The organism is Nocardia sp. NPDC003999 (genome assembly GCF_053604885.1).
The window spans coordinates 138,275-157,090 of the sequence record NZ_JBSGIB010000016.1 but is presented as its reverse complement, the minus strand read 5'-3'; the positions used below and the strand labels follow the sequence as shown (position 1 = coordinate 157,090).

The window sequence follows — 18,816 nt, the reverse complement described above, 5'->3', positions numbered from 1 at the left end:
CTCCACACGGGGGGTGAAAAGGCCGGAACCAAAAAATATTTGGCACTGACATTCATCGACACACTATTGAGTTCTCAAAGAACACACGCACACACCATCGCCCGGTTTGAGCCGATTGATCGGTGAAGCAACTTTTCCAGCTTAGCTCAGCCGTGAACCCAGTTGCAAACTGAGGTCTCGTTCGAGCTAGTGTGACCGTCAGGCGCTCCTCGTCCTACCTCGTTTCCCTGGCCTCCCGCTCAGCGTTTCCGCTCAGCTTCTCGGCTCCGGGTCGGTGTCCGTGTCGCTCTGACTTGGAATAAGTTACGTGTCTGCGTGCACCATGTCAAATCGCCTGGTCAGCACGCATTTTCCGGAACGCTTTCGGTAACTCGCCACCGACCCGAACGCCGCGGCACTCAATCCGCGACGCCGACGCGCCTTACATCGCCACCGAGGGCCTGCAGCTGCTCGACGAAATTCGGATATCCGCGATCAATGTGGAAGACGTCGTGCACTTCGGTGGTCCCGTCGGCGACCAAGCCCGCGAGCACCAGACCCGCGCCGGCTCGAATATCCGACGACCACACCGGAGCGCTCGACAACCGCGGAATCCCACGGACCACCGCGTGGTGCCCATCGGTGCGCGCGTCGGCGCCGAGCCGGATCATCTCCTCCACGAACCGGAAGCGCGCCTCGAAGATGTTCTCGGTGATCATCGAGGTCCCGTCCGCGATCGACGCGAGCCCGATGGCCATCGGCTGCAAGTCGGTCGGGAAACCGGGGAACGGCAGGGTCGAGAAATTCACGGCGCGCGGACGCTCCGCCTGGACCACCCGGAAGCCGTCCTGCTCGAACGAAATGCGCGCACCCGCGGACCGCAGCTTGTCCAGCACCAGCGACAGGTGCTTGGGATTCACACCGGTGACGCGGATGTCGCCCAGCGTCATCGACGCGGCGATGCCCCAAGTCGCGGCGACGATGCGGTCCCCGATGACGCGGTGCGTGGTGGGCTCGAGCCGTTCGACCCCCTGGATGGTGAGCACCGACGTGCCCGCGCCGCTGATCCGCGCGCCCATCCGGACGAGCATGTTGCACAGGTCGACGATGTCGGGCTCGCGCGCGGCGTTGTCGATCACCGTCTCGCCCTCGGCGAGCACCGCCGCCATGAGGATGTTCTCGGTCGCGCCGACCGAGGGGAAATCCAGGCGGATGCGCGCACCCTGCAATTCGTCGGCCTTGGCGACCACACAACCGTGCTCGATCTCGCTGGTCGCGCCGAGTAGGCGCAGACCGGCCTGGTGCATGTCCAGCGGGCGGGAGCCGATGGCGTCACCGCCGGGCAGCGCCACGACGGCGCGCTTGCACCGCGCCATCAGCGGACCGAGCACGCACACCGACGCGCGGAACTGGGTCACCGCGGGGAAGTCCGCGTGATACTTCGGTTCGGCGGGCGTGGTGATGGCGACCACTCCGCCGTCGATGGTCACGTCGCAGCCGAGACCGCGTAGGACATCACCCATCAGCGGCACGTCGAGGATGTCCGGGCAGTTCGTGATCGTGGTGGTGCCCTCGGCCAGCAGCGCAGCGGCCATCAGTTTGAGGACGCTGTTCTTGGCGCCCCCCACCGTGACCTCACCGACGAGTCGATTTCCGCCGGTAACCAAAAACCGTTCCATGCCGCCTCTCCGCGTATTCGGCGCACTGTTGGTGCAAGGATAGTTGGGGCGGCGCACTCCGGTGCCGCCTCTCCACGACTCCCCTCGCCTCCGGACGTTTTCGCCGTTGGAGCGAGTGCCGCGGGATGGGCGTACTGCGATCGACGAGGTGGTCTCGTCACCTTGCCGGCAATACCCAGTGATCGCTCGGGTACTCGCCTCGGGTGCTACGCGATCAGACGCCCGGCCGTTTCCCGCCGGGCTTCCACAGGATATCGCCGCCGGGATTGGCGACCCGGCTCAGGATGAACAGCAGATCCGAGAGGCGATTGAGGTACTTGGCCGGCAGCGCGTTGGTGTCCTCCGGATGGCACTCGATCGCCGCCCAGGCCGAGCGCTCCGCACGGCGGGCGACCGTACGCGCGGTGTGCAGCAGGGCCGCCAGCGCGGTACCGCCGGGCAGGATGAACGAATCGAGCGCAGGCAGTCCGGCGTTGAACTCGTCGCACCACGCTTCGAGCCGATCGATGTAGGGCTGGGTGACCCGCAGCGGCGGGTACTTCGGCTCCGCGACCACCGGTGTGGAGAGGTCGGCCCCGGCGTCGAACAGATCGTTCTGTATCTGTCGCAGCACCGCGAGCATCGTTTCGTCCGGGCCGCCGAGGGCGATCGCGACGCCGATGGCGGCGTTCGTCTCATCGCAGTCGGCGTAGGCGACCAGGCGTGGGTCGGTCTTCGCGACCCGGGAGAAGTCGCTCAATCCCGTGGTCCCGTCATCGCCGGTCCGCGTGTAGATCCGGGTCAAATGCACGCTCACAGCACAACCCTAACGGGCGCGGCCTGCTCGGGCCGCCGATAGCCGTCGGACCGGGAACTACAGCCCCGGCATCCGCCGGGTGCGATCGGAGGGGCGGGACTCCACCCAGGAGAGGAAGGCGGTCAAAGAGTCGCGATCCAGGGCCAACTCGAAGTCGCCCGCGCGGTCGGACACCGCGATCACTGCGATGTCGTCGGTCATGATGTCGTACTCGTCGCCACGGGGGCCGCGGCGATCGCCGATCTCGATGCCCTGACGCCGGATGGTGGAATCCGGGCCGAGTTTCAGGCTGGTGAGTTTGAAGAAGACGAGACGATCCTCGTCATAGCGGATCAGGCCGTGCCGCCACCCCTGACCGCCGCGGGCGGGCAGTACGCGCAGGATCGCGGCAGTTCCGCCGCGCCGCAACATGATCAGGCGGTAAGTCGAGGCCAAGGCGAGGAACACGAGCGTTAGCACCAGAATGATCAGCAGAACCATCCCGGTTTGCAATGCCGTACGTCCCTTCGCTCCGCCGCCGTGTCGTCCACGGCATTCGATTGGCGGTGTACCAGCTTCTCGTGGTTTCGCGGGCTTTCGCCCCCGAGCCCGATGCTGACACCGCGTGCGGTCATTCAATCACGGCCCCGAGTTTACAAATGCCCCGGCCGTGTCCGACTCGCCTGAAAGGCGCTGTCGGCGGTGAAGGAAGCTTCACCGCCGACAGCGATCGTTCTCGATGACAGGTTGTTGCTAGGCGTTCGCGTTCTGCTCGACCGCGCGCACCCGAGCCTGAGCGGCTCGCTGCTGCTCCTCGCTGGCGTCGGAGTCGGCCAGCACCCGGCGGGCCTCCTCGACGTCCACCTCGTCGGCGAATTCCGCCGACTCGGCGAGCACCCGAACCGAGTTCGCGGTCACCGAGAAGAAGCCGCCGTGCACCGCGGCGACGACCCGCTGACCATCGGTGTCCACGATCGCCACGGTGCCGCCCTCGACCAGCTGGCCGAGCAACGGCTCGTGCCCGGCCATGATGCCGATCTGGCCCTCGGTGGTCTGCGCGCTGACGAACGTCGCCTGGCCGGACCAGAGCAGTCGTTCGACCGCGACGAGATCGACTGACATTTCCGCCATCGGTGACTACTTTCCGAGGATCTTCTTCGCGGCCGCCTCGACATCGTCGAGACCACCGCAGCTGTTGAAGGCCTGCTCCGGGTAGTTGTCGAACTCACCCTTGCAGACGCGGTCGAAGTCGTCGATGGTCTGCTCGAGCGGCACGACCGAACCCACCTGACCGGTGAACTTCTCGGCCACGATGAAGTTCTGGCCGAGGAACTTCTCCAGACGACGGGCGCGGCCGACGAGCACCTTGTCCTCTTCGGACAGCTCGTCCATACCGAGGATGGCGATGATGTCCTGCAGTTCCTTGTACTTCTGCAGGATCCGCTTCACCTCGTTGGCCACCCGGAAGTGCCGGTCGCCGACGATCGAGGCCTCCAGGATGCGGGAGGTCGAGGTCAGCGGGTCGACGGCCGGGTAGATGCCCTTCTGCGAGATCGGGCGGGAGAGCTCGGTCGTCGCGTCGAGGTGGGCGAAGGTGGTCGCCGGAGCCGGGTCGGTGTAGTCGTCGGCGGGCACGTAGATGGCCTGCAGCGAGGTGATCGACCGACCACGGGTCGAGGTGATGCGCTCCTGCAGCTCACCCATCTCGTCGGCCAGCGTGGGCTGGTAACCGACGGCGGAGGGCATGCGGCCGAGCAGGGTCGACACCTCGGAACCGGCCTGGGTGAACCGGAAGATGTTGTCGATGAACAGCAGCACGTCCTGGTGCTGCACGTCGCGGAAGTACTCGGCCATGGTCAGGGCCGAGAGCGCGACGCGCATACGGGTGCCCGGCGGCTCGTCCATCTGTCCGAAGACGAGGGCGGTGTCCTGGAGGACGCCCATCTCCTCCATCTCCAGGCGCAGGTCGGTGCCCTCACGGGTGCGCTCGCCGACGCCGGCGAACACGGAGGTGCCGGAGAATTCCCGCGCGATACGGGTGATCATCTCCTGGATCAGAACGGTCTTGCCGACACCGGCGCCACCGAACAGACCGATCTTGCCGCCCTTCACGTACGGGGTGAGCAGGTCGATGACCTTGATGCCCGTCTCCAGGATCTCGGTCTTGCCCTCGAGCTGGTCGAACGACGGCGGCTTGCGGTGGATGCCCCACTGCTCGCCCTCGCGGCCGAGGCCGGGGGTGTCCAGGCAGTCGCCGAGGGCGTTGAAGACGTGGCCCTTGACCACGTCACCGACCGGCACCGAGATCGGCTTGCCGGTGTCGGTGACGGTGGCACCGCGGACCAGGCCGTCGGTCGGCTGCATCGAGATGGTGCGCACGATGTTGTCGCCGAGGTGCTGGGCGACCTCGAGGGTCAGGGTCTTGGCCACCGAGGTCAGGGTGATCTCGGCGTGCAGAGCGTTGAACAGCTCGGGAATGGCTCCGCGCGGGAACTCGACGTCCACGACGGGGCCGATGACCCGGACGACGCGGCCTGCGGCGCCGCCGGTCCGGCTCGTGTTGTCTTGAGTGACAGCTGCGGTCATTGGTGTTGGTTCTCTCCGTGTCGATGTGCGGCCTTCGAGGGGCCTTCTACGTGCCCGTCGCTCAGGCCGCTGGTGGCGCTCAGTCGCGGTCCGAGCTCGACGCCAGCGCGTTCACGCCGCCGACGATTTCGCTGATTTCCTGCGTGATCTGGGCTTGGCGCACCGAGTTCGCCTCGCGCTGGAGCACGCTCGCGAGTTCGTTGGCGTTGTCGGTGGCGGCCTTCATTGCGGTGCGCCGAGCCGCTGACTCGGATGCCGCTGCCTCGAGCAACGACGCGTAGATGCGCGTGTTGACGTACTTGGGCAGCAGCGCCGCCAGCAGCACATCGGCGTCGGGCTCGAATTCGTACTGCGCGTGGACGTCCGCGGTCGGTGAATCCGACACGATGTCCTCACCCAGGTCGAAGTTCTCGTCGACGTAGCTCACCTGGATCGGCGCCAACCGGCGCACCTCAGGGGTCTGCGTCAGCATCGAGACGAAGCGGGTGTACACGACGTGCAGCTCGTCGACACCGGCGATGTCACCCGTCCCGTTCGGAGCGGGCACCGCCCCGTCGGAGCCTGCCATGAAGGCGTCGACCAGGTGGTGGCACGCGGACGAAGCATCGGAGTACTTCGGCTGCTGCGAGAACCCGGTCCACGCCGACACGTACGAGCGATTGCGGAAGGCGTAGTACGTCAGGCCCTTGTTGCCCATGACGTAGAGCACCGGCTCTTTGCCTTCGTCACGCAAGGTGGTCATCAGCTCTTCCGCGCGCTTGAGCACGTTCGAGTTGTAGCCACCGCACATGCCGCTGTCACTGGTGATCACCAGCACGGCCGCCCGGCGCGGGTTGGCGCGCTCGGTCAGCAGCGGATGCGAAAGGTTCTTCGACGCGCTCGCCAGCTCGCTGAGGACCTTGGTGATCTCCTCCGCGTACGGCTTCGCGGCCGCGACCCTGGCCTGGGCCTTGGAGATGCGCGAGGTCGCGATCAGCTCTTGGGCCTTGGTGATCTTCTTGATCGAATTCACACCACGAATGCGGGAGCGCAATTCACGCAAGCTTGCCATCAGCGGTTCACACTCCCTTCATTCGCTGCGTGGGATGGGCGGCATCCGCCGGGCACGAGGTGGCCGCTGCCACCCTCGTGCCCGTCGCGCATGCCGCGGATCGAATAGCGCATTTGCCGACCCGCGTTACTTCTCGACGTGCTTGCGGGTCACCGACAGCGACTCGACCTCTTCGTGGTCGAGCTGGCCGGCTTCGGCCTCGTTGACCACGGGGGTGCCGTCGGAGGTGAGGAAGGTTCCCAAGAACTTCTTGGTCGCCGCCTCGACCTGCTCGGCCGTCTCGCCGGCGAGCACCTTGCCGCCCTCGATCGCCTTGAACACGTCGGCGGCGCTGCGGTGCAGCTCCTCGAGCAGTTCGGCGTTGAAGCGGCGGATGTCCGCGACCGGGATCGAGTCGAAGTGGCCACGGTCGACCAGGTAGATCGAGATGATCTGATCCTCGACCGGCACCGGCGAGTACTGGTCCTGCTTGAGCAGCTCGACCCAGCGGGCGCCGCGCTCGAGCTGAGCCAGCGAGGCCGCGTCCAGGTCGGAGGCGAAGGCGGAGAACGCCTCCAGCTCGCGGTACTGCGCCAGCTCGAGGCGCAGCGAACCGGCCACCTTCTTCATGCCCTTCGTCTGGGCGGCGCCACCGACACGGGAGACCGAGGTACCGACGTTGATCGCCGGGCGGACACCCTTGTTGAACAGGTCGGACTCGAGGAAGACCTGACCGTCGGTGATGGAGATGACGTTGGTCGGGATGAACGCCGAGATGTCGTTGGCCTTGGTCTCGATGATCGGCAGACCGGTCATCGAGCCCGCGCCCAGCTCGTCGGACAGCTTCGCACAACGCTCCAGCAGCCGGGAGTGCAGGTAGAAGACGTCACCCGGGTAGGCCTCGCGGCCCGGCGGGCGACGCAGCAGCAGCGAGATGGCGCGGTACGCCTCGGCCTGCTTGGTCAGGTCGTCGAACACGATGAGCACGTGCTTGCCCTGGTACATCCAGTGCTGGCCGATGGCCGAACCGGTGTAGGGGGCCAGCCACTTGAAGCCGGCGGAGTCGGAGGCCGGGGCGGCGACGATGGTGGTGTACTCCAGCGCGCCGTGCTGCTCCAGCGCGGCCTTGACGCCCGCGATGGTGGAGCCCTTCTGGCCGATGGCTACGTAGATGCAGCGCACCTGCTTGGTCGGATCGCCGGTCTCCCAGTTGGCCTTCTGGTTCAGGATCGCGTCGATGCAGACCGCGGTCTTGCCGGTCTTGCGGTCGCCGATGATCAGCTGACGCTGGCCACGGCCGATGGCGGTCAGCGCGTCGATCGCGGTGATGCCGGTGGCCAGCGGCTCCTCGACCGGCTGGCGCTCCAGCACGGTGGCGGCCTGCAGCTCGAGCACGCGCTGTTCCTCGGACTCGATCTCGCCGAGGCCGTCGATCGGCTGGCCCAGCGGGTTCACCACGCGGCCGAGGAACTTGTCGCCGACCGGAACCGAGAGCACGTCACCGGTCCTGCGGACCTCCTGGCCCTCCTCGATCTCGGCGTACTCGCCGAGGATGACCGCACCGATCTCACGGTCCTCGAGGTTCAGCGCGACGCCGAGCACGCCGCCCGGGAACTCGAGCAGCTCGTTGGCCATTGCCGAAGGCAGGCCGCTGACGTGCGCGATGCCGTCACTGGTGTCGGTGACCACACCGACTTCTTCGATGGAGGTCTCGGGGGTGTAGCTCTTGGTGTAGCTCTCGATCGCGCTACGGATCTCGTCGGAGGAGATCGTCAGCTCCGCCATGTTCTTCCTGCTCTCGCTGTCTGGGTCTGGAATGTCGGGGGTGGTGGAAGCGCGCTAGGTCAGGGCCCGGCGCAGCTTCTCCAGTCGGCCGAGTGCGCTGCCGTCGATCACGTCGTCACCGACGCGCACCACGACTCCGCTCAGCAGACTCGGGTCGACCTGGATGTGCACCGTGGTCGCCTTGCCGTAGATGCGCCGCAGCGACGCGGCCAGCCGGTCGCGCTGCTGCTCGCTGAGCCCGATCGCGGCGCGCACGTGCGCGACGATCTGATCGCGACGCGCCGCCGCGAGGTCGGCCAGCTCGTCGAAGGCGGCGCTGATGCCCGACCGCTGCCTGGTCACCACCTGCTCCGCCAGGGTCAGGGTGATGGGCTCCGTCTTACCGGCGAGCAGCCGGTTGACCAGCTCGCTCTTGGCCGAGGCCTGCTGCGACCGATCCGACAGTGCCTGCTCCAACTCGGGGTTGTCGCTGATGATCCGGCCGAGCCGGAACAGCTCGTCCTCCACCGCTTCGAGCCGGCCACGCTGGGCCGCCGACTCCAGCAACGCCTCCTGGCCGAGCAGCACCAATGTGTCCACCAGGTCGGAGGTGCGCGACCAGTCCTGGGCCACCGCGGTGGTCAGCACTGCCAGCGTGGCAGCGCTGACCTTGCCGCCGAAGACCCGCTCGCACAGTTCCGCGCGCACGGAACCCGGCACCGACACGTCCGCGAGCGCCACACGCAGCGAACGCTGGTCGTCCAGCACGGCGACAACGGCGAACAGTTCCGAGCCCGTCGTGGCCGCAGCACTGTCGCTTCCGGTCAGAGCGGCCCGAAGCGCCTCCCGAGACCGGGCACTGGCCTCGCGGCTCGCTGCGTACATGCTTCTCACTTTCGCGTCGTTACCTTCCGACCCCGATGCCTGCGTCGGTCTGGTCGAGCTCGTCGAGGAACCGGTCGATCGAGGCGGCCTGCTTGGCCTCGTCCGAAACCGACTGCCCGATGATCTTCTCGGCCAGGTCGACGGCCGTGCGGCCGACCTCGTGGCGCAGCTCCGTCAGGATCTGCTGGCGCTGTGCTTCCAGCTGGGTGTGGCCCGCCGCGATGATGCGATCGGCTTCGGCCTGGGCCTCCGAGCGCATCTGCGCGAGGATCTCCTGGCCCTGGGTGCGCGCGTCCTCCCGGATGCGCGCGGCCTCGAGCCGGGCCTCGGCCAGCTGCTGCTGGTACTGCTGCAGGGTGAGCTGAGCTTCTTCCTGCGCGGCTTCCGCGCGAGCGATGCCGCCTTCGATCTTGTCCGAGCGCTCGTCGAGCGTCTTCATCAGGCGCGGGACCACGTACTTGTAGAACAGGGCCGCGATGATGACGACGCAGACGATCGACCAGACGATGTCGTACGTTTCGGGGATGAGAGGATTCACATCCTCTCCCTCCGCCGCCGCGAGCAAAACTGACTCGTACATCGGAATCAGAAAATGAAGCCGGCGACGAGACCGATAAGGGCGAGGGCCTCGGTGAACGCGATACCGAGGAACATGTTGGTGCGGATGGTGCCCTGCAGCTCAGGCTGACGCGCGATGCCCTCGATGGCCTTGCCGACAACGATGCCGACGCCGATGCCGGGGCCGATCGCGGCGAGACCGTAGCCGACGGCGCCCAGGCCCTTGAAGGTGCTCTCGTTCGTGGCGGCTTCCTGGGCCAGGTAAGCGAGGCTCATGAGTCTTCCATTCCCTTTCTGTTGCTCACCCGCCGGTCGGCGTGGTGTAGCAGGTTTCCGGTAGTTGTGTCGGTCAGGTCAGTGATCGGCCGCGTGCTGTGCGAGTCCGATGTATACGGCGGTCAGCAGCGCAAACACGTAGGCCTGCAGGAAGATGACCAACAGCTCGAAGAGCGTGAATCCGAGTCCCGCGACCAGCGAGAACGGCGAGAACACCTTCATCCACGAGGTGGCGTCGAACAGGAAGAACCAGGTCGCGCTGAAGAACAGCACCAGCATGATGTGGCCGGCCAGCATGTTCGCCATGAGTCGGACGGTCAGCGTGAACGGACGCAGGATGAAGGTCGAGACGAACTCGATCGGAATCAGCAGCACATGCAGCGCGGGGGGAACGTTCGGAACGACGATGCTGCTGCGCATGTAGTTGAAGAAGCCGTACTTCCTGATACCGACGTAGTTGAACGCCAGGTACGCGATGACGGCCAGCACCAGCGGCATGCCGATTCGGGCGTTCGACGAGATGTTCAACCCCGGAACGACACCCGAGAAGTTCAGAAAGAGGACCGTGAAGAAGATCGTCGCGATCAGCGGGAAGAACTTCCGTCCCGTTTCCTTGCCGAGGACCTCGTCGCAGATCTGCTCTTTGACGAAGACCAGGCCGATTTCGGCGACATTCTGCAGGCCGCGCGGAACGATCCGGGGCGAGCGGAATGCCAGCACCATCACGACCGAGAGAACAGCCGTCATCAGAATGCGGATCAGCATCAATCGATCGAGTTCGAACGGCGTTCCCTCGAACAGCACAGCTGGAGGGAAGAAGTCGGTAAGCGACGGCGCGTGGAACTCGGCCGCCAGAGTGGTGACGCTCAGCGTTCTCTCCCGTGTTCGGGCCGCGGGTACGGTCATTCCCGCGGTTCGATCGGACATTGACGATCAATTTGGGTCGACTCAGGTCGGCTCGAAGTTCGTCAGCAGCTGTGCGGTGGTTCGAAATCCACCAGGCGTCTGTACGTGTGTCGGCGACATTCGTCGACATGCAGAACCGGAACACCCCTCGGAGCCCGGCACGGCAGTAAGCATAGCGGCCCATGCAGGGGATCTCGGCGGTGACCCCTCACTGATCCCCGACTTGGTCGCTTGCTTACCAACACTTTACCAAGTCATCTACGACAGCGTGTAGGGGGTGGGGGGTTTTTCGTTACTGGCGGGTATCGGACGTGGGTTCCGAGTCGGTCGTCGTCACGTACGGAACCTTCTGCCGGACAACGCCGTACGTCTCCGCACCGAGCACGATCACCAGGGCGCCGACCACGGTGAGGAACAACACGACCCGGTCGTAGAAGTCGAATCGGTGCAGGATCCCGACGACGATCAGCGCCACCAGGACCTTCCCCACCCAGCTGACCAGCATGACCAGCCCCGCGGTGCTCGGCGGCAGTTTCGCGCCGAACAGCACCACGGCCGCGGTGGTGAGGATGAAGCCGCCGCCGATCGCGGCGCCGAGCACCGCGCCCCACACGCCGGCGACACCCGAGACGGCCGCGCCCAGCGCGACCGACAGGACCACCAGCACGCCCAAGCCGATCAGTCCGTAGCGCAGCGCGGACCGCAGCGGCGCGTCGGGGCCGGGGACGGGTTCGGGTGTGAAGCTCACAGTCGCCGACTTTACCCGGACGCCGATCCGTCGCCCGCCGGGTCCCCACGCCGCAGCCCCGGAATAGCGGTGATCACCAAAGCGAAAACCAGCCCGCCCGCCATCAGCAACACGACCAGCCTGCGATCCATCAGCGAGGTGCCGACCGCGCCGAACGCGAGCACACCGACCCACAAATAGATCAACAACACCACGCGGCGATGGGAATGGCCGATCTGCAGCAAGCGATGATGCAAGTGCATTTTGTCCGGCGTCGAGAAACTGACGCCCGCGCGAACCCGTCGCACAATGGCGAGCAACAGGTCCAGCACCGGAATGAACATCACCGCGCCGACCAGCAACAGCGGAGAAAGCAGACCGACGATGTCGCGCGGACCGTATCCCTGCAGGGGGATTCGCCCCGAGGCGCCGGTCGAGACCGCGGCCAGCATCAACCCGATCAACATCGAACCGGAGTCGCCCATGAATATGCGCGCGGGCTGGAAATTGTGCGGCAGGAATCCGAGGCAGCCACCCGCGAGCGCGGCGGCCAGCAACGCGGGCGGGTACGTGTCGACCGAGCCGCCCTGCTCGTTCATCAGACCGAGGCAGAACGCGAAAACCGCCAGCGCGGCGATCAGCCCCAAGCCCGCCGCGAGGCCGTCCAAGCCGTCGACGAAGTTCATGGCGTTGACCAGGGTGACGGTGACCGCGACCGTAACGAGCCCGCCCTGCAATCCGTCCAGCACCACCGTGGTGTTGCTGAACGGGTTGTAGATCACATACCAGCCCAATCCCATGACGGCCATCACGCCCGCCGCCGTCACCTGGCCCGCGAACTTCGTCAGCGCGTCGAGTCCCCAGCGGTCGTCGACGATGCCGACCAGCACGATGATCGTGGCAGCCACCAGCACGGCGATCGGGATGTTGGGTTTGTAGTCGAAGCCGCTGCGCAGCGCGGGCAGCTGGTGGGCGAACAGCACCGCGGCGACCACACCGATGTACATGCCGACGCCGCCCATCCGCGGAATCGGCTTGACGTGCACGTCCCGGTCACGCGGCACGGCCACCGCGCCGAAGCCGATCGCCAGCACCCGCACCCCACCGGTGGCCAGGAACGTCACCACCGCGGAGATGAGCAGCACGACGAGCAGCTCCCGGAGCGGGACGACGGCGCTCGAACCCATCATCCGAGCTGCGCGGCGCCGCTGAGCGCTTCCGGCGACATGCCGAGCACCTCGGCGATGTCGGCGACGGGCACCGCGCCCACGCGCAGGATGCGCGGCTGATCAGCGGTCAGGTCGACGATGGTGGAGGCGACCGCGTGTTCGGCCGGGCCGCCGTCCAGATAGACGCCGACCAGATCGCCGAGTTGATCGCGTGCCTCGGCGGCGGTCTTCGCCGGCGGCTGCCCGGACACGTTGGCGCTGGACACCGCCAGCGGGCCGACCTCGCGCAACAGTTCGAGCGCGACCGGGTGCAGCGGCATCCGCAACATCACCGTCCCGCGGGTGTCGCCGAGATCCCACGCGAGCGAAGGCGCTTGCTGCACAACCAGACTCAGGCCGCCGGGCCAGAACGCCCGGATCAGCTCGCGCGCCTGCGGGCGCACCGAGAACACCAGGCCGTCGATGGTGTGCCAGGACCCGACGAGCACCGGCACCGGCATGTCCCTGCCGCGGCGCTTGGCCGCGAGCAACGAGCTCACCGCGGTCGAATCGAACGCGTCGGCGCCCAGCCCGTACAGGGTGTCGGTGGGCAGCACGACCAGACGTCCGGATTTCAGGGCGCTGGTGGCTGCGGACAGTCCCGCGGCGCGCGAGTCGGGATCCGCGCAGTCGTAGACGGTACTCACGGCAACCATCCTGGCATGCTCCCCCGCCTCTCCGCGTATTCAGGCCGTACTAGTGGGGTGAAACGAGAGTTGCGTTCAGGTCTTGCGTCGGGTGCCGAGCGAGTTCTGGGCGTGCCCGGCGAGTTACCCATGTGCTTACGAAATCAGTCGTCACGTGGGATGCGGCGGCTGTCGCCGCGCACCGGGAGCATCCTCGAGGCGACTTTGCGGCTCGGTGCAATACGCGGCGCGCTCGCGATCGTCTCGAGTGCGGGCCTTGCAGTTGGCCAGCTCTACAGTGCCGCGCACGCCATAGTCGCCGAGTGCAAATCCCTCCGTTCGGCAGCGCACAGTGCCGTGCGGAGGCCGCGCCGATCCGTTGAGCCCAGTTCCCGGCATAGCGAACGATCGCGAATCGTCCCGCGCACGCCAGTGCGGCCGGAAACGTCTCGGATCGCGCAGGGCATCGTCGTTGCTTCATCCGGCGGCACGTCGTCAGACGACGCTGTCATCAGAGGAATGGACGTGGTCGGCATCACAGGAGCCGGGCAAGACCACACGAATTCGGTGCCCCACGCGAGGAACCGCGCGGAAGACTCCCTCACGTGTGGGTGGCGGCGACGAAGCGGGGTTTGCCTGCCAAGTCGGGGTGTTCGACGACGTCGGTGAAGGCGCCGGTGGCGGTGAGGAGGGCGGCTACGCCGGAGCCGTTGGTGTCGTCGTGCTCGATGGCGGTGGCGCCGCCTGGGCGCAGTAGCCGGGCGATGTTCGGGATCATGCCGCGTATTACCGACAATCCGTCCGGGCCGCCGAACAAGGCGACGGACGGATCGTGCTCGGCCACTTCGGGGTCGAGACCTGCGCCCTCGGGGATGTAGGGCGGGTTGGACACGACGATGTCCACCCGGCCGTTCAGGTCGGTGAGCAGGCCGGGATCGGTGGCGTCGTCGGCGTAGAGGGTGATCGGGGTATCGCCCGCGGCGATCCGGTCGTCGGCGTTGCGCCGGGCCCAGACCTGCGCGGCGGGATCGAGTTCCACGGCGTGCACTTCGGCGTCGGGGCGCGCGTGCGCGAGGGCCAGTGCGAGCGCGCCCGATCCGGTGCACAGGTCGACGACGATCGGCGTGTGATCGTGCGGCAGCGCCTCCAACTGCGCCAGCGCCCAGGCGTACAGCAACTCGGTCTCCGGGCGCGGCACGAAGACGCCGGGGCCCACCGCGAGATCGAGCGCACCCATCACGGCCGTTCCAGTCAAGTGCTGCAACGGGATTCGCAGTGCCCGGCGGGCGACCAACTCGCGGTACTCGTCCAACTTGCCGGGCGGGACGAGCGGCGTCAGCACCAGCCTTGTCCGCTCCACGCCGAGGACGTGCGCGGCGAGATGTTCGGCGTCGGCCCGCGGGCTGTGCACCCCGGCGATCCGTAACGTCTCGATGGCGTCGTTGATGACGGGGCGCAGCGCTACTCGGCTCGTGGACATGACACCGACTCTGCCCGAAGGACGATCATTCCGCGGCCATACGTGCTTCGCGATCCGCCTTCCCCAGAGCGTCGAGCAGCGCGTCGAGTTCCCCGTCCAGCACGGCGTCGAGGTTATGCGCCTTGAAGCCGATCCGATGGTCGGTGATCCGGTTCTCCGGGAAGTTGTAGGTGCGGATGCGCTCGGAGCGGTCCACCGTGCGGATCTGGCTGGCGCGGCCCGCCGCGGCCTCCTGATCGGCCTGTTCTTCCGCCAGTGCCTGCAAACGGGCCGCGAGGACCTGCATGGCGCGCGCCTTGTTCTGCAGCTGGGAACGCTCGTTCTGGCAGGTGACCACGATGCCGGAAGGCAGGTGGGTGATGCGCACCGCGGAGTCGGTGGTGTTAACGCCCTGACCCCCCTTGCCGGAGGAGCGGTACACGTCGATGCGGAGATCGGACTCGTCGATCTGCACTTCTTCGATCTCGTCGGGTTCCGGGTAGATCAGCACGCCCGCCGCCGAGGTGTGGATGCGGCCCTGCGATTCGGTCACCGGGACGCGCTGCACCCGGTGCACACCGCCCTCGAACTTGAATCGCGACCAGACACCGTCGCGCGCCGCGTCGCGGCTCTTGATCGACAGCGTCGCCTCTTTGTATCCGCCCAGGTCGGACAGGGCGGCGTCGAGGATCTCGACCTTCCAGCCGTGGCGCTCGGCATACCGCACGTACATGCGGGCCAGGTCGGCGGCGAACAACGCGGACTCCTCGCCGCCTTCGCCGGACTTGACCTCGAGCACGACGTCGTCGCCGTCGTGCGGGTCGCGCGGGGCCAGCAGGTCGGCGAGGGCCTGTTCCAGTTCCTCGACCTGTTGTTCCAGATCCGGGACCTCCGCGGCGAACGCGGCGTCGTCGGCGGCGAGTTCCCGCGCGGCGGACAAGTCGCCGCGGGCCGTCTCGAGTTTGCGATAGGTGGCCATGACCGGGGCCAGCTCGGCGAATCGCTTGCCGACCCGGCGCGCGGCGCCCGCATCGTTGTGCAGCGACGGATCGGACAGCTGCGTCTCCAAGCCGGCGTACTCGGCCAGAATGTCGTCGATGGCGGACGGTTGCGTCACAGTGCTTCCTTCTCCTGGTAGCTGTCCATACAAAAACACCGACGCCCGGCCTGCGGGGCAGGACCGGGCGTCGGCGAGGAAGCTACTTGGCGTCGGCCTTCTTGCCGGCACGCTTGCCGTAACGAGCCTCGAAGCGGGCCACGCGGCCACCGGTGTCGAGGATCTTCTGCTTGCCGGTGTAGAACGGGTGGCACTGCGAGCAGACCTCGACGGTGATGTGTCCCGACTCCTTGGTGCTGCGAGTCTGGAAGGTGTTGCCGCAACCACAGACGACCGTGGTGTCGACATACGTCGGGTGAATTCCTGCCTTCATGGATGTCCTCTCGATTGTGGTCGCCGGGTCGCCCGCGCGAACGCGAAGCGTGAACCGGAACCGACTAGGCGGGAGCTCTGCTCACCTGAGCAGACGCAACGACCGTTCAGTATGCCAGAACTGCCGTTACGCTCCCAAAACGCCCCTGGCGAGTGGTTTGTTCCCACCCCAGGTACTTCCCCCATCGTTCGCGCCCCCGGAAGTCCGGGCACGCGAATCCGCGCCACCTCCTGGACCCTGAAGTCGGGTAGTCCGCTACTCACGAATGTGAACGAATTCGTTCATAGAGTGGCAGACCTGGTGCACATCGGCGTGCCGAGACAGGAAGGAGACCCCGTGAACGTCCGGATCGCGGCCGCGATTTTCGTTCTGCTGTTTCTCTCGGTGGCCGTCGGTGTATCCGCGCTCCCCGCGAACCCGAACTATCCCGCGCCGAAGAACGCCGTGTACGTCCACACCTCGGAATCCGCCGCCCCCGATCCCGACGTCGGGCCCTGCGCGCTGATCATCGCTCTCCTCATCGGCGGCGCGGCCACGGTCGGCCTCGTATTCTTCGCTCCCCGGACGCCGAAAGGGTCCCGCATCAGCGGGACCCTTTCGGCCGTTGTCACGGCGCCGACCTGGCGCCGCTACTCACTCGTCGAGCGCGCCCGGCGCGGTCTTGCTCACCTGCATCAAGAACTCGAGGTTGTTCTTGGACTTCTTCAGACGGTCGATCAGCAGATCGATCGCCTGGTGCGAGTCCAGGCCGGACAGTACGCGGCGCAGCTTGTGCAGTACCCCCGCCTCGTCGGGGCTGAGCAGTAGCTCGTCCTTGCGGGTACCGGACGGGTTGACGTCCACCGCCGGGAACACCCGCCGCTCCGCGATCTTGCGGTCCAGCTTGAGCTCGGCGTTACCGGTGCCCTTGAACTCCTCGAAGATCACCGTGTCACCGGTCGAACCGGTCTCCACCATGGCGGTGGCGATGATCGTCAGCGAGCCGCCGTTCTCGATGTTGCGGGCCGCGCCGAGGAACCGCTTGGGCGGGTACAGCGCGGTGGAATCCACACCACCGGAGAGGATTCGGCCCGAGGCGGGCGAGGAGTTGTTGTACGCGCGCCCGAGCCGGGTGATCGAGTCGAGCAGCACGACGACGTCCTTGCCCATCTCCACCAGGCGCTTGGCGCGCTCGATGGCGAGTTCGGCGACCGAGGTGTGATCCGACGGCGGACGGTCGAAGGTCGAGGCGATGACCTCGCCCTTCACCGAGCGCTGCATGTCGGTGACCTCTTCCGGACGCTCGTCGACCAGCACCACCATCAGGTAGCACTCGGGGTTGTTGGTCGCGATCGCGTTCGCGATGTCCTGCAGGATCGTGGTCTTACCGGCCTTCGGCGGCGACACGATCAGGGCGCGCTGGCCCTTGCCGATCGGCATGATCAGGTCGATCACCCGGGTGGTCAGCTTGTTCTGCTGGGTCTCCAGCCGCAGGCGCTGGTTCGGGTACAGCGGGGTGAGCTTGCCGAATTCGGGACGGCGCTTGGCCGCCTCGACGTCGCCGCCGTTGACCGTGTCCAGCCGCACCAGCGGATCGAACTTCTGGCGCTGGTTGGACTGTTCGCCGTCGCGGGGGGCGCGCACCGCGCCGGTGATCGCGTCACCGCGGCGCAGGCCGTTCTTGCGGACCAGGTTCATCGACACGTAGACGTCGTTCGGCCCGGCCAGGTAACCCGAGGTGCGGACGAAGGCGTAGTTGTCCAGCACATCGAGGATGCCCGCGACCGGCTGGAGGACGTCGTCCTCGCGGATCTCGAGCTCGCGGGTCTCGCCGCCACCGCCGCCGCCGTCGCGGTCACGCCCACGACGACGCTCCCGGAAGCGGCGTCCGCGCCGTCCGCGACCGCCCTCTTCGTCGTCGCCGCCGCGGCCACCCGCGCTGCCGTTCTGGCTCTGCTGGCCACGCTCGCCCTGGCCGCGGTCGCTCTGCCGCTCGCCCTGGCCGCGGTCGCTCTGCCGCTCACCCTGGCCACGCTCACCCTGGCCACGCTCACCCTGGCCACGGTCGCTCTGGCCGCGGTCGCGGCGGCGCTCGCCACCTTGCTCGGCGTCCTGCTTCGGTTCCTCGGTACGCGTCTCGGCCTGCGCGGTATCGGTCGCGGATCGCGCCTGGTCACGGCCGCGCCGCTGCCGACCGCGGCCACGCTGGCCGCTGTCTCGGCCGGACTCGCTGTCTCGGCCGGACTCCTCGGTGGTCTCGGTCGCCGTGGACGACGCCGCCTCGACGGCGGGCGCGGAATCGGCGGGGGCCGTCTTCGCCGGGGCGGGAGCCTCGCTGGGCGCGGCCGAAGCCGCGGGCGTCACGTCGAGGGTCGCCTGCTCGGCCTTGGCCGGCGCCTGCTCAGCGGGAGCGGCGGTCTTCGCGGGGGCGCCGGCCTTCGCGGGGGCGTCGGCCTTCGCGGTTGCCGCGGACTTGGCCTCGCTCTTGGCGGGCTTCTCCGCCTTCGCCGCCTTGCCCGCGGCCTGATTTTCCTTGATGGCGGCGATCAGATCGCCCTTGCGCATCCCGGAGGTGCCTCGGATACCGAGCTCCCCCGCGAGCGCACGCAACTGCGGCAACAACATTCCAGTCAGCCCCGATCGTGCGACGTCGGTGTGTTCGCTCATCTTCGAAATCTGTCCGGATTCACTATCGCGCTCGCCCGTCGGGTTCGATTCCACGCCGGGTGTCGCGAGCAGGTCCGTATCTGTCACGGAAATCCTTTCCTTCCCTCGATCGCCGTGTGCTGTTTCGAGGGTTCGTCCCGCAGCCCGGGCATTCTGCCGGACTGGGATGCGTCCGTCCGGGCGCTGTGTGCCGTATCACCTGCCCCGCCGGACCGGCGGCTTCTCCACCATTGGTGAAAGGTGGGGAGAGATCATTCCAGTTGCGCAGCTACGCAGCACCCC

Annotated in this window: 18 protein-coding genes; all 18 read right to left on the bottom strand. The window is 67.1% G+C overall.

Going from position 1 to position 18,816, the window contains the following annotated elements:
• Positions 1 to 398: 398 nt before the first annotated feature.
• The 18 genes from murA to rho all read right to left on the bottom strand — a co-directional run bounded on the left by murA (position 399) and on the right by rho (position 18,621).
• Positions 399 to 1,658: a UDP-N-acetylglucosamine 1-carboxyvinyltransferase gene (gene murA, locus ACWESM_RS27145; RefSeq protein ID WP_355073717.1), complete on the bottom strand. Its 1,260-nt coding sequence runs from the start codon at positions 1,656 to 1,658 to the stop codon at positions 399 to 401.
• Between the two features lie 214 nt (positions 1,659 to 1,872).
• Positions 1,873 to 2,454, bottom strand: coding sequence for a cob(I)yrinic acid a,c-diamide adenosyltransferase (locus ACWESM_RS27140; RefSeq protein WP_355073715.1), 582 nt, complete (start codon positions 2,452 to 2,454; stop codon positions 1,873 to 1,875).
• 57 nt (positions 2,455 to 2,511) lie between these two features.
• Positions 2,512 to 2,934, bottom strand: a complete 423-nt coding sequence (locus ACWESM_RS27135; RefSeq protein ID WP_039796346.1) for a DUF2550 domain-containing protein — start codon at positions 2,932 to 2,934, stop codon at positions 2,512 to 2,514.
• Between the two features lie 252 nt (positions 2,935 to 3,186).
• On the bottom strand, positions 3,187 to 3,564 hold the full coding sequence (locus ACWESM_RS27130; RefSeq protein ID WP_355073713.1) for a F0F1 ATP synthase subunit epsilon: 378 nt from the start codon (positions 3,562 to 3,564) through the stop codon (positions 3,187 to 3,189).
• Between the two features lie 6 nt (positions 3,565 to 3,570).
• Positions 3,571 to 5,019 carry a F0F1 ATP synthase subunit beta gene (atpD, locus tag ACWESM_RS27125; protein ID WP_355073712.1) on the bottom strand — a complete coding sequence of 483 codons (1,449 nt, stop codon included), beginning with the start codon at positions 5,017 to 5,019 and terminating at the stop codon, positions 3,571 to 3,573.
• A 79-nt stretch (positions 5,020 to 5,098) separates the two neighbouring features.
• Positions 5,099 to 6,070, bottom strand: coding sequence for a F0F1 ATP synthase subunit gamma (locus ACWESM_RS27120; RefSeq protein ID WP_355073710.1), 972 nt, complete (start codon positions 6,068 to 6,070; stop codon positions 5,099 to 5,101).
• A 126-nt stretch (positions 6,071 to 6,196) separates the two neighbouring features.
• Positions 6,197 to 7,834, bottom strand: a complete 1,638-nt coding sequence (gene atpA / locus ACWESM_RS27115) for a F0F1 ATP synthase subunit alpha (protein WP_355073709.1) — start codon at positions 7,832 to 7,834, stop codon at positions 6,197 to 6,199.
• Between the two features lie 54 nt (positions 7,835 to 7,888).
• Positions 7,889 to 8,698 (bottom strand): F0F1 ATP synthase subunit delta, encoded by an 810-nt coding sequence (locus ACWESM_RS27110; RefSeq protein WP_355073707.1) that lies wholly within the window; start codon positions 8,696 to 8,698, stop codon positions 7,889 to 7,891.
• A 19-nt stretch (positions 8,699 to 8,717) separates the two neighbouring features.
• Positions 8,718 to 9,278 (bottom strand): F0F1 ATP synthase subunit B, encoded by a 561-nt coding sequence (locus ACWESM_RS27105; RefSeq protein ID WP_355073706.1) that lies wholly within the window; start codon positions 9,276 to 9,278, stop codon positions 8,718 to 8,720.
• 5 nt (positions 9,279 to 9,283) lie between these two features.
• Entirely contained in the window at positions 9,284 to 9,532 is a 249-nt protein-coding gene (locus ACWESM_RS27100) for an ATP synthase F0 subunit C (RefSeq protein WP_039796339.1), read from the bottom strand.
• A gap of 78 nt (positions 9,533 to 9,610) precedes the next feature.
• On the bottom strand, positions 9,611 to 10,459 hold the full coding sequence (gene atpB, locus ACWESM_RS27095) for a F0F1 ATP synthase subunit A (RefSeq protein ID WP_355073704.1): 849 nt from the start codon (positions 10,457 to 10,459) through the stop codon (positions 9,611 to 9,613).
• A gap of 271 nt (positions 10,460 to 10,730) precedes the next feature.
• Positions 10,731 to 11,186 carry a hypothetical protein gene (locus ACWESM_RS27090; protein ID WP_355073702.1) on the bottom strand — a complete coding sequence of 152 codons (456 nt, stop codon included), beginning with the start codon at positions 11,184 to 11,186 and terminating at the stop codon, positions 10,731 to 10,733.
• Positions 11,187 to 11,197: 11 nt separating this feature from the next.
• Positions 11,198 to 12,355, bottom strand: coding sequence for a glycosyltransferase family 4 protein (locus ACWESM_RS27085; protein WP_364433039.1), 1,158 nt, complete (start codon positions 12,353 to 12,355; stop codon positions 11,198 to 11,200).
• A complete protein-coding gene (locus ACWESM_RS27080) occupies positions 12,352 to 13,020 on the bottom strand; it encodes an L-threonylcarbamoyladenylate synthase (protein WP_355073699.1) in 669 nt (222 codons plus the stop codon). The genes ACWESM_RS27085 and ACWESM_RS27080 overlap by 4 nt, the downstream gene beginning before the upstream one ends.
• Positions 13,021 to 13,600: 580 nt before the next feature.
• Positions 13,601 to 14,479, bottom strand: a complete 879-nt coding sequence (gene prmC / locus ACWESM_RS27075) for a peptide chain release factor N(5)-glutamine methyltransferase (RefSeq protein WP_452494123.1) — start codon at positions 14,477 to 14,479, stop codon at positions 13,601 to 13,603.
• A gap of 25 nt (positions 14,480 to 14,504) precedes the next feature.
• On the bottom strand, positions 14,505 to 15,575 hold the full coding sequence (gene prfA, locus ACWESM_RS27070; protein ID WP_364433046.1) for a peptide chain release factor 1: 1,071 nt from the start codon (positions 15,573 to 15,575) through the stop codon (positions 14,505 to 14,507).
• Between the two features lie 82 nt (positions 15,576 to 15,657).
• Complete coding sequence (gene rpmE / locus ACWESM_RS27065) at positions 15,658 to 15,888, bottom strand: 50S ribosomal protein L31 (protein ID WP_039796334.1); 231 nt, start codon at positions 15,886 to 15,888, stop codon at positions 15,658 to 15,660.
• Between the two features lie 633 nt (positions 15,889 to 16,521).
• Positions 16,522 to 18,621 carry a transcription termination factor Rho gene (gene rho / locus ACWESM_RS27060; RefSeq protein WP_452494121.1) on the bottom strand — a complete coding sequence of 700 codons (2,100 nt, stop codon included), beginning with the start codon at positions 18,619 to 18,621 and terminating at the stop codon, positions 16,522 to 16,524.
• Positions 18,622 to 18,816: the final 195 nt, after the last annotated feature.